This is a genomic window from Paraburkholderia sp. PREW-6R (genome assembly GCF_039621805.1).
GTDB lineage: Bacteria > Pseudomonadota > Gammaproteobacteria > Burkholderiales > Burkholderiaceae > Paraburkholderia.
Genome location: NZ_CP155074.1, coordinates 372,169 through 383,701 on the forward strand (window position 1 = coordinate 372,169; position 11,533 = coordinate 383,701).

Below are 11,533 nucleotides of genomic sequence, written 5' to 3' on the forward strand. Positions count from 1 at the left end.
CGCCACGCGTGGCCGGCAGCGCTGAATCGCAGGCCACTTTTTATGCACGAGCGCGGAGGGTGCGCAATGCAAGACGATGCTGCGACCGACGTGGACGCCGGTGCACCCACGTTGAACGACGAGAAGGGCGCGTACCTTGCCGCGCTCCTCAAACGTATTTCAAAGCGCGACGATGCCGCGTTCGAGGCGCTGTACCGGGCGTCGGCGGCTTCGTTGTTCGGCCTGGCGATACGCGTCACGCGCACGAGCGAAGCTGCGGAGGAAGTGTTGCAGGACGGCTTCATCAAGATCTGGCGCTTCGCCGGTTCTTACGATCCGGACAAGTCGTCGCCTACCACGTGGATGTCCACCATCGTCAGGAATCAGGCGCTCGATTATCTGCGGCGCAATCCGTATTCAGGCGTGTACGTCGAAGAACTCGACGAGCGGGTCGCCACGGGCGACGCGGATACCGACATGGCGCATCAAGTTTCCGTGGACGCCGAGCGGCTGGCGGCCTACATCGGTCGATTGACGCCGGTTCAACGGCAGGCGATCGCGCTGGCTTATTTCCGTGGGCAGTCGCAGTCGGAAATTGCGCACACGTTGAATGCGCCGATCGGCACGGTCAAAACATGGATCAGCCGCGGACTCGAATCGCTGCGAGCGATGGTCGAAGCGCGACATACACCACATCACGGCGGACTGTACTGATGGATCGAACGTGCGGCGCCAGCGGCTGGTGTGCCGCGCATTTCACGTTAGCAGAAGAAGTGCTGTGCGTCTCCCGCGCTTGAACCGTGCTCGCCGTATTGCGCAGCCTCCGAACGAATTGCCGTTCGCACAGAGCAGTCCTGAAACCGGCCCCATGCAAAGCACAAAGCACAGACTCTCCACACGTCGCGGCGACAGCGCCACGGCTGGACTGTATTTCGTGGTCGGGCAAATCGGCTGGTTTGTCTGCGTGCTAGGCGCTGCACATTCGCAAGCCTGGCTCGGTATGCTGTTTGCCGCGCTGGCGGTCGCGTGGCACCTGCTGCGCGTGGCCGATGCGCGGCGCGAAGCGCGTCTGCTCGTCGTAACCGTCAGTATCGGCATGATCTGGGAAAGCTTGCTGGTTTATTCAGGATTGCTTGCTTATCCGAGCGGTACGTTTATCGCGGGCGTCGCGCCGTACTGGCTGGGCGCACTGTGGGCGCTCTTTGCGATCCAGTTCAATACGGTGTATGGATGGCTGCACGGACGACCGTTGCTGGCCGCGTTGCTCGGCGCGCTTGCCGGGCCGTTGTCGTTCCGCGCGGGCGCCGCGCTCGGCGCCGTGCGTTTCATCCAGCCGCTTGCCGCGTGGACTGTGCTGGCGCTCGGATGGTGCGTGATGCTGCCTTCGCTGCTGTGGCTCGCGCGTCGCTGGGATGGCGTTTCAGCGGGCCGCTGACCTGCTTTCGCGCGACAGTCCGTGGCGACGACTGGGGCGCGGAACAGCACTTGCTGCTCCGTCGTTTCATTGACCCCAGATGGAGCTTCTCCGCATGAAACCTTATATCGTTGCCCACATGATGTCGTCGCTCGACGGTCGTAGTCTCACCGATGGCTGGCATCTGGACTTCGCCACCGACCTGTACGAAGACACCGCAGCGAAATTCGAAGCGAACGGCTGGGTGTGCGGCCGTGTGACCATGCAGGAAATATCGCATGGCGATGACTATCCGAAGGGACTCGCGAAGGGCACCGTGCCGCGCACGAACCATTTCGTCGAACGCAACGCGCAGCAGTACGCGATTTCGATCGATCCGCAAGGCAAAGTGGCGTGGAAGAGCAATACGGCGCTCAAATCGCATGTGATCGAAGTGCTGACCGAGCAGGTGCCTGACGACTACCTCGCTTACCTGCAATCGATCGGCGTGTCGTATGTATTCGGCGGCGCGAGCGAACTGGATCTCGACAAGGTCGTGCCAACCCTCGCCACCGAACTCGGCGTGAAAAAGCTGATCGTGGAAGGCGGCTCGCACGTGAGCGGCGCGTTCGTGAATGCCGGTCTCGTCGATGAAGTCAGCGTGTTGATCCTGCCGCTCGTCGATGGGCGCAGCGAACATCCATCGTCGTTCGAAGTAGCAATGGACAAGTGGCACGCACCCGCATATTTGAAGCTCACGTCAGTCGAGAAACTCGAGCACGACGCGCTCTGGCTGCGTTACACGAAAGCGCAGCAGGTGGTATAGGGCACGCTGCGGCGAATGGCTGATGCGCAGGTTGCGCCGGATGGATGCTGCATCATTTCAAGGCGAGCTTGATGATGCAGCACAGGACAAAAATAAGCAGGACGGCGGCGACCGCCAGGTTCAACGGGTAGCGCATCATTCACCACGCACAGGCGTTTCAATGCTTCTATCCTAATCACCTGACGGAAGATGAGAAGTGGGCAGTGACGTGGCAATGTGGGACAGCTAACGCATGGCGTTGAACGGCTGCCTCGCGCGTTGACGGCAGCGCTTCCAACCGGAAAGAATTCGCTTGTCGGCATGCATGAATGACCGCTTCGTGTCAGCTTATCAGCGGCATGCCGGTTCGACGCGCCTGGCTGGCGCGTCGAACCAGGCGCGCTCGCCTGGCGCGCCCCGACTCGCGCTTCCCCAGTCTCGCGAAGGCAGGTGTCATTGCGGCTGAGGCGGCGACATCCCGCGAGGCACGCCGTGCGACGCCTTACTGGCTGCGGCAAGATCTTCCGAGAGGCTCGTGCGCAGCGTCGCGATTGCCTGTTCCGGGTTTGCCGGCCTCAGTTGCTCGCGCGCGAGCGAGTCGTACACGTAATGGCGCAGCATCGGGTTCTCCGTGTTGCTGAGCACCTCGTGATAGACAGCGACGATTTCGCTCTCGTGGCCGCTCATCGCATACAACCGTCGCAATTGTTCAAGATCGTTGATGACCGCGAAATCCGGACCCATCGGCCCCATGTGACCCATGGGACCATGCGGCGGCGGCCCGTCGCCAGGCTGCGGTTCGCCGTGTGCCTGTTCCGGCGCGGGCGGTGGCGGCGCGTCCTGCGCGAGCGCGGCGGATGCGGCAATCGTCAACGTCGCGGCAACCACTGCGCGCAGCATTCCTTTTTTCATGATTCGCTCCCCTCAAAAACGTTACCGACGCGACAATGCGGCGGCGCATGAGCAACGATAGTCCACATGGCGAAGCGTAGGGTTACTGAAGCCGTGCGGTAACTTACCGGGCCTTGCACGTCGGCGTCCGAGCCAGGGGTGCGCCCGCTGGCGCAATGCTGCGCGATGGCGCATGATGCAGTCGATGCACCGTTTCACGCACAGCCAGCAAGGCTGTGCCGTGTCCGGCGCATGCGACGCCGCGCATGCCACAGTCGAAAGGTTGCACCGACGCTGCCGTGCCGGCGAGTCATCAACCGTGAAGGAGGATTTCGCATGGACCGACCTGACGCCGCCAATCCGTTTGGCGATTTCACCAAAATGCTGGAGCAGTTCAAGCTCCCTGGCTTCGATGTACCCGCCATCATGGAAGCACGGCGCAAGGACGTGGAAGCACTGGTTCAGGCGAATCAGACGGCTTTCCAGGGCATGCAGTCACTCGCCCAGAAACAGGCGGAGATGCTTCGCACGACGCTAGGCGAACTTCAATCGCTGACGGGTCAGCTATCGGCCGGCGGCGCCGCGCCATCGGCAAAAACGGCGGAGCTCATCCAGCAGAGCCTGCACAAGTCGCTGGCCGACATGCAACAACTCGCGCAAGCGGCATATCAGACGCAGGCGGAGTCCTATGCGGTGATCGCCAAACGCATAGAAGAGAATGTGCAGGAGTTGAGGTCACTGTTGCAGCAGCAGAAAAAGTAAGCGGCGAGCCTCGGCGATTCAGACGCCGTGCGTCGAGGAGTCGAGCGAACTGCGACGGATTGCTTCTACACCAATGCCGCGAATGACACGCAGTCGTTCGCGGCATTTTCTCAGGCCAGTGGCTGCCGCCGTGCTTGTCTGCTCAGAGAAAGCATTGTGCGCTGTGTGGTCAGACGAAAGCGCCGCGAGCGCCGGTTTTGTTAAGCAAACTCTTACAAGTTTCGTCTCCAAATTTTTCGGTGCGATCTTTTTCGCACTTGCCCTGTCATTTGCCCGCTCCGTCTGCTTAAAACGGCATGCCCGGGCGGAAAACGTGCGAATGCACCACGCCCCGGACGTCCCGTCCCCCATTTTCAAACGCCCTCGAACGACGCCGCCCGGCTCGCCCCTCTGGCTCGACCGGAAAACGATTGCAGCGGCACGCTCCGCCGTCTAAAGTTTCGCGCCGCCACTCCGTAGACGCATTCACGCAGCCCCACTGGTTCGAGTGACACTCGAACGCCAGTCAGGCCTGCGCCCCTGAATTCCGCTCGTGAGTGGGGCATCCGACCCGGTCACGAGTGTTCACCTCGAAGGACACCCTCTTGAAACCAATGCTCATGACAGGCATTGCTCGCGCAATGCTCGGGGCGGGCTGCGCGCTATCGTTTGTAACGCTTTCCGCGCATGCCACGCTTGGCCAGAACGTCAGTACCGTCGCGAGCGATCAGACGAACCTGCATGCCGTTGCTCACACAACGACTTCTCAGCGCGCGTATTCGGTTCATGCAATCACGATGCCGTCGGGCACCGTGGTGCGCGAGTACGTGGCGGCGGGCGGCACGGTGTTCGGCGTCGCATGGGACGGCCCCACGCTGCCCGATCTTAAAGCCATGCTGGGCGCTGCGTTCGACACTTACGTTGCGGCCACCGCCACGCGTCGCGGCACGCCACTCGCGGTGTCCAACAGCGATCTGGTGGTGTTCTCCGGCGGCCATCTGCGCGCGTTCTCCGGTTATGCCTACTTGCCGCAAGCGGTGCCCGCGGGCGTCGACGTCGGCGTCATTCAATAACGGAGCCAGCATGCGCAACCCGTCCTGGTTCATGACCCTTGTCGGCGCGACACTGCTCGCGCTTGTCGTCACTGCTTGCGGCGGCGGAGGCGGCTCCGGCGGTTCGTCGAGCGCGAGCGCGTCGGCGAGCGGCTCGACCTCACCGACCGTCACCAACACCACGCCTTCACCGCAGCTCGTCGCCGCTAACGCAGTCCGCGTGACGGTGGATTCCGGCGTGAGCAACGTGCCCAACATGCCATTCGTGAGTATCACGATCTGCGTGCCTGGCACCGCCGCATGCCAGACCATCGATCACGTTCTGGTGGATACCGGTTCGTGGGGCGTGCGTATCTTCGCGTCGCAGTTGCCGGCTTCGGTGTCGCTGCCGCAGCAGAAGGACGCGTCGGGCAATCTCGTCGCCGAATGCATGCAATTCTTCGACGGTTATACGTGGGGCCCGGTGAGGCTCGCCGACGTGCAGATTGCCGGCGAAAAGGCCGCGTCGCTGCCCGTTCAGGTCATCGATCCGGGCTATGCAACGCTGCCGTCGGATTGCGCGAGTTTCGGCGCGTCGCGCAACGCGCCGTCCGCGTTGCAGGCTAACGGCATTCTCGGCATCGGCGTGTTCAAGCACGACTGCGGCGCGAACTGCGTGAACCAGGCCGTCGTCGGCACATACTACGGCTGCAATGGCGCGGCATGCAGCGCGATCCCGCTCGCCGAAGACCTGCAGGTCGCCAACCCGATTCCATATTTCGCCACCGACAACAATGGTTCGATGCTGACACTGCCCGCCGTGTCGGGCGGCGCGCAATCGGTCACTGGGCAACTAGTGTTCGGCATCGGCACGCAGAGCAACAACGCGCTCGGCAGTGCGCAGGTGATCGGCGTGAGCCCGTCGAATGGCACGTTCACGACCGTGCAGAACGGCACGACCTATTCGCGCAGTATCCTCGACAGCGGTTCGACCGGCCTGTTCTTCAGGACAAGTGCGCTGCCGGTCTGCGCGAGTCCGAACAACGCGTATTACTGTCCGGCCTCGACGCAGCAGTTGAGCGCCATGGTGCAAGGCGTGAATGGCGTCACGGGCGCGGTGAATTTCAGCGTTGGCAACGCGACGGCGATCGCGCAGACATACGGCAGCGATTCCGCACTGCCGTTGCTTGCGGGGCCGGCGTTCGTGACGTCGTCGATCTTTGACTGGGGCTTGCCGTTCTTCTACGGCCGCAATGTGTATGCGGCGGTCGAACAGCAGGCGACACCGGGGGGCACGGGGCCCTACGTCGCGTACTGAGGACTGAGGACTGAGGACTGAGGACTGAGGGCCTGAGGCCTGTCGCCGGGTCGCGCGCCGACGCTTGCCGGGAAAAAGAAAGCCCGCCGCCGGTCGCGATCCGGCGGCGGACGTTTCTGTCACATCGCAGACGGCCGAACGCTCATTGAGGCGCAGGCGTCGGTGCTGCAGGCTCGCGCGCGGCTTGCGGTGCGCTCGCTTCGGCGGCCGCCGGCGCCTGGTCCGCCATATGCGGCTCCTGAGGCGTTTGTGTGGTCGGCGGCGCCTGCGAAACCTGACTGGACTGCGACGTCACGGCTTGCGCGTTGGCTGGCTCCGTCGCGGGCGCGTCGGCGGCGCTTTCGATAGCTGGCGCGCCACCCGTCGCCGGCGGCTGAACGTCTGCCGGCGCAGGCGCCTGCGCTGTCGCATCGACAGGAGCAGGCGTGGCCTGTTCGAGACCGGCCTGCCCCGGCGTCGCCGTTTCGCGCGGTTGTGATTTGTCGCCGGTTTCCGCGATCACGCGATGCACGAAGCGCAGTTTCTCCACTACCGGCGCGGCGAGCGTGAACGGATAACCGTCTGCCATGCCCAGACTGCGGTTCAGGCTGTTCAGCGCATATGTGAGCGGAAACCAGCGCTTCATCAGGTTATCGAAACTCGCGTCTTCCACCGGCGTGCGGTCGGTCAGTGTCGGCTCGCTGGGATCGTCCGGCATCAGCGCAACGCCATACGCGGTCGCCGTATCGAGCACGTCGACGATCAGCATGTAGTGCGCCCACGTTTCCGCCCAGTCTTCCCATGGATGCATGGTCGCGTAGGCGCTGATATACGAACTCTGCCAATCCGCCGGCGCGCCGTTCGCGTAATGCGTCTTCAACGCTTCCCCATAGTCGAGGGTCTCGTCGCCGAACAGCTTGCGGAACGGTTCGAGCCAGCGCGGATTGTCCTCCACCAGCTGACTGAAGTAGTAGTGCCCGGTTTCGTGGCGGAAGTGGCCGAGCAACGTGCGGTAGGGCTCGCCCATTGCGGTGCGCACTTTCTCGCGATGCGCGTCGTCGGCTTCGGCAATGTTCAGCGTGATCAGCCCGTTGTCGTGGCCGGTCATCACGCGCGCGCCGTCGCCGCCGTCTTCGAGAAATTCGAACGCAAGGCCGTGCTCCGGGTCCGTTTGGCGCGACTTCACGTCGAGTCCGAGCTCGGCAAGCGTGTAAAGTAGGCGCCGCTTCGCCATTTCGAGCCTGTACCAGTAGAGCCGGTTGTCCGGCTCGCTCAGGTTCGGGATCGTGCGGGTCAGCTGGCAGGCGCGGCACAGCACGTCTGGTGAATCCGCCGGAATCATCCAGTTGCAGACGTTCTCGACTGCATAGTTGTGGCACTGGCGAAACAGCGCACCTTCGACGGCGGGATGCAGGCTGCGCCAGCGGCCTTCGCCGGCATCCTCGAAGGCGCTGATTTCGGCCACTTCGGGCACGTAGCCGAGCAGTGACTCGCAACGTTCGCAGCGAACGTTCTCGTAGAACACAAGCTGCGAGCAGCTATTGCAGTGGAAGCTTTTCATCGGGCCAACCTGACAGGATAAAGGTCGTTCTGGAAAGAAGAGGGGAGCACAAGGCGAACAGCCGACGCAAGCCGCATGCCGCATTGGACTGACGTCACTGATTTAACGCACGTTACGTGCATGATCGTGCACGCACGTTGCGCCGCATTGGTGCGTGACCGTAAAAATGGCGTGAGAGGAAGCCGCTCTTCGATTGACCGGACGACCGGCAGGCGTCGCACGTGGTGCCGCTGGCGGCGCTCCGGGCGGTCGGCGTGATGCACGCAGTTTTCAGATCAACGGCATAAAGCTTGCTTTCACGCGGGCTGCCATCCTTTGTCCAGGAGTCCGTGTGTCCATACGCGTTGCGTTGAATCACGTCACACATTACCGCTACGACAGGCTGGTTGCGCTGTCCCCCCAGGTCGTGCGTCTGAGGCCTGCGCCGCATTGCCGGACCCCGATCCTCGCCTATTCGATGAGAGTCGAGCCGGCGGACCACTTTATCAACTGGCAGCAGGACGCATTCGCCAACTACCAGGCGCGGCTCGTCTTTCCGCACAAGACACGCGAATTCAAGGTGACCGTGGACCTGGTCGCCGAGATGGCCGTCTACAACCCGTTCGACTTCTTTCTGGAGCCGTCGGCAGAGACGTTTCCGTTCGAGTATTCACCTGGCCTCGCGGAAGAACTCGCGCCGTACCGCATCAAGCGTCCCATGACGCCGCGCTTTGCCGAGTTCGTTGCGAGTATCGACCGCACGCCGGCGCCTACCGCCAACTTTCTTGTCGCCTTGAACCAGCGGCTGCAGCGCGAGATTCGCTACCTGATCCGCATGGAGCCTGGCGTGCAGACGCCCGAGGAAACGCTCGAAGCGGCCGCGGGTTCATGCCGCGATTCCGGCTGGCTGCTGGTCGAGACGTTGCGGCAACTGGGACTGGCGGCCCGTTTCGTGTCGGGGTATCTGCTGCAACTTGCGCCCGACGTCAAATCGATCGACGGCCCGAGCGGCACGGAAGTCGATTTCACCGATCTGCACGCGTGGTGTGAAGTCTATCTGCCGGGCGCAGGGTGGATCGGGCTCGACCCGACCTCCGGCCTGCTCGCCGGTGAAGGCCATATTCCGGTTGCCTGCACGCCTGAGCCAGGCAGCGCGGCGCCGATTTCCGGCGCGGTCGACGAATCCGAGGTGGAGTTCGAGCACACCATGTCGATCCAGCGCGTGCTGGAGACGCCTCGCGTGACGAGGCCATACACCGAAGAGGTATGGCGCGATGTGCTGGCCATGGGTGCGCAGGTCGACCGGCAACTCGCCGACATGGACGTGCGCTTGACGATGGGCGGCGAGCCGACCTTCGTCGCGCAGCGCGACCGCGACGCGGCCGAGTGGAACACCGACGCACTCGGACCCACCAAGCGCGGCTATGCGGTCGCACTGATGGACAAGCTGCGCTCGCGCTACGGCGCGAATGGCTTCCTGCATATCGGCCAGGGCAAGTGGTATCCGGGCGAGCAACTGCCGCGCTGGGCGATGTCGCTTTACTGGCGCGCCGACGGCGAGCCGTGCTGGCGCGACCCCGCGCTCTTCGCCGACGAACGGGAACCGGGCACCTATACGGCCGAAGACGCGAGGCGCTTCCTGGCGCATCTGGCGAGCAAGCTCGCGATTGACAGTGACTGCATCCAGGCCGGCTTCGAGGATGTCTGGTATTACCTGTGGCGCGAGCGCCGGCTGCCGGTCAACGTCGACCCGTTCGACGCGCGTCTGGACGACGAACTCGAACGCGTGCGCCTGCGCCGTGTGTTCGACGCGGGCCTCACCAGCGCGACCGGCTATGTGTTGCCGCTCGCACGCGATCGCGATGCGCCGCACGACGCGCCGAAGTGGGTCACCGGGCACTGGTTCCTGCGCGACGAGCGCATGTATCTGATTCCCGGCGATTCGCCGATGGGCTACCGGCTGCCGCTCGACTCGCTGCCGTGGGTGTCGAAGACGGACTATCCGTACCAGCACGCGCACGATCCGTTCGCGCCGCCCGTGCCGCTGCGCTCCGCAGCGCACTTGCGCATGCAGTATGAAGGCGACGGGCGCCGCACACTGAGTCCGGGCGACGCGCGGCACGCAGCGGCGTACTCGTCCTGCGCAGCGGATTTATTGAGCGGGATGCCGGGCAGCACGATGCTCGCGTTCGCGCCGCAGTCCGGCGTTCCCACAGCGCCCGCGCGGGGCACATCGTCGAAAGAAACGATTCGTACGGCGATCTGCGTGGAGGCGCGCGACCCGAAGCGCGCAGCCGGCCCGAAGGCCGAGACCGACGGGTTCGGCAGCGGCCGCTCGCTGTTGCATGTGTTCATGCCGCCGCTCACCGAACTCGACGACTATCTCGACCTGCTTGCCGCGATCGAAGCCACCGCCGCCGAACTGCAGATGAAGGTCGTGCTGGAAGGCTATCCGCCGCCACGCGATGCGCGCCTGAAGTTGCTGCAGGTGACGCCCGACCCCGGCGTGATCGAAGTGAACATTCACCCGGCCGCGAACTGGCATCAACTGGTCGATCACACCGAGTACCTGTATCAGGCGGCAACGGAGAGCTATCTCAGCAGTGAGAAGTTCATGACCGATGGCCGGCACACCGGCACCGGCGGTGGCAATCACCTCGTGCTCGGTGGCGCAACGCCAGCGGACAGTCCGTTCCTGCGCCGCCCGGATCTGCTTGCGAGCCTGATCGCTTACTGGCACAACCATCCGTCGCTGTCGTATCTGTTTTCCGGGTTGTTCATCGGACCGACCAGCCAGGCGCCGCGTATCGACGAGGCGCGCAATGACCAGGTGTATGAACTGGAAGTAGCGTTGCGCGAGTTGCAACGTCAGATCGATCTGCTCGGCGGGCGCGAAAGCGCAAGCCTGCCCGCGTGGATGATCGACCGCTCGTTGCGCAACATTCTGATCGACGTGACGGGCAACACGCACCGCGCGGAATTCTGCATCGACAAACTGTATTCGCCCGATGGCCCGACCGGCCGCCTGGGCCTGCTGGAGTTGCGCGGTTTCGAAATGCCGCCGCACGCGCGCATGAGTCTCGTGCAGCAATTGCTGTTGCGCGCGCTGGTGGCGCGCTTCTGGCACACGCCGTACACGCAGCGGCTCACGCGCTGGGGCACTGAACTGCACGACCGCTTCCTGCTCGGCACGTTCGTGAAGATGGACTTCGACGATGTGATCGACGACCTGAAACGCGCGGGCTTCGCGTTCGAGCGGAGCTGGTTCGCACCGCACTTCGAATTCCGTTTTCCGCTGGTCGGCGAGACCACCGTGAGCGGCGTGTCGCTGACCATCCGCAATGCGCTCGAACCGTGGCATGTGATGGGCGAGGAGGGCTCGGCGGGCGGCACGGTGCGGTATGTGGATTCGTCGGTGGAGCGGCTGGAAGTGCGTGCGCTCGGACTGAACGAAAACCGCCATGTGCTGACCGTCAACGGGGTGCCGGTGCCGTTGCAGCCTACGGGCCGTGTCAGCGAGTATGTGGCCGGTGTACGCTTTCGCGCATGGTCGCAGCCCTCGGCGCTGCACCCAACTATCGGCGTGGACGCGCCGCTCACGTTCGACCTCGTGGATACGTGGACCGGGCGCTCGGTCGGCGGATGCCAGTATCATGTCGCACATCCGGGCGGCCGCAACTACCAGACCTTCCCGGTCAATGCCTACGAGGCGGAAAGCCGGCGGCGCGCGCGCTTCTTCGCGTCGGGTCACACGCCGGGGCCGCTCACGGTCGACATGCCGCAGCGCAGTCTCGAGTTTCCGTTCACGCTCGATCTGCGCTACTGGTAAATGTAAATCCGCACCCACTGAAACCAC

The 11,533-nt window shown here is 63.7% G+C and carries 8 protein-coding genes and 1 pseudogene; 7 read left to right on the forward strand and 2 right to left on the reverse strand.

Going from position 1 to position 11,533, the window contains the following annotated elements:
• The first annotated feature begins 66 nt into the window (after positions 1 to 66).
• The 3 genes from AAGS40_RS17000 to AAGS40_RS17010 all read left to right on the forward strand — a co-directional run bounded on the left by AAGS40_RS17000 (position 67) and on the right by AAGS40_RS17010 (position 2,198).
• Positions 67 to 693: an RNA polymerase sigma factor gene (locus tag AAGS40_RS17000; protein ID WP_345815951.1), complete on the forward strand. Its 627-nt coding sequence runs from the start codon at positions 67 to 69 to the stop codon at positions 691 to 693.
• Between the two features lie 154 nt (positions 694 to 847).
• Complete coding sequence (locus AAGS40_RS17005; RefSeq protein WP_345815952.1) at positions 848 to 1,414, forward strand: DUF2878 domain-containing protein; 567 nt, start codon at positions 848 to 850, stop codon at positions 1,412 to 1,414.
• Positions 1,415 to 1,508: 94 nt separating this feature from the next.
• Positions 1,509 to 2,198, forward strand: a complete 690-nt coding sequence (locus AAGS40_RS17010) for a dihydrofolate reductase family protein (protein WP_345815953.1) — start codon at positions 1,509 to 1,511, stop codon at positions 2,196 to 2,198.
• 432 nt (positions 2,199 to 2,630) lie between these two features.
• Here the strand turns inward: AAGS40_RS17010 and AAGS40_RS17015 are convergent, their stop codons facing one another.
• Positions 2,631 to 3,089 carry a hypothetical protein gene (locus tag AAGS40_RS17015; protein WP_345815954.1) on the reverse strand — a complete coding sequence of 153 codons (459 nt, stop codon included), beginning with the start codon at positions 3,087 to 3,089 and terminating at the stop codon, positions 2,631 to 2,633.
• Between the two features lie 315 nt (positions 3,090 to 3,404).
• Between AAGS40_RS17015 and AAGS40_RS17020 the strand changes: the two genes are divergently transcribed.
• The 3 genes from AAGS40_RS17020 (at position 3,405) to AAGS40_RS17030 (ending at position 6,158) form a co-directional block, all read left to right on the forward strand.
• Entirely contained in the window at positions 3,405 to 3,830 is a 426-nt protein-coding gene (locus AAGS40_RS17020; RefSeq protein WP_345815955.1) for a phasin family protein, read from the forward strand.
• Positions 3,831 to 4,423: 593 nt separating this feature from the next.
• Positions 4,424 to 4,882 (forward strand): DUF2844 domain-containing protein, encoded by a 459-nt coding sequence (locus AAGS40_RS17025; protein ID WP_345816603.1) that lies wholly within the window; start codon positions 4,424 to 4,426, stop codon positions 4,880 to 4,882.
• A gap of 10 nt (positions 4,883 to 4,892) precedes the next feature.
• A complete protein-coding gene (locus AAGS40_RS17030; protein ID WP_345815956.1) occupies positions 4,893 to 6,158 on the forward strand; it encodes a DUF3443 domain-containing protein in 1,266 nt (421 codons plus the stop codon).
• Positions 6,159 to 6,636: 478 nt separating this feature from the next.
• On the opposite strand, the pseudogene AAGS40_RS17035 reads toward AAGS40_RS17030, so the two are convergent.
• A pseudogene (locus AAGS40_RS17035) lies at positions 6,637 to 7,698 on the reverse strand (putative zinc-binding metallopeptidase); the annotation flags it as partial.
• Positions 7,699 to 8,029: 331 nt separating this feature from the next.
• On the opposite strand from AAGS40_RS17035, the gene AAGS40_RS17040 reads away from it, so the two are divergent.
• Positions 8,030 to 11,506: a transglutaminase family protein gene (locus AAGS40_RS17040; protein ID WP_345815957.1), complete on the forward strand. Its 3,477-nt coding sequence runs from the start codon at positions 8,030 to 8,032 to the stop codon at positions 11,504 to 11,506.
• Positions 11,507 to 11,533: the final 27 nt, after the last annotated feature.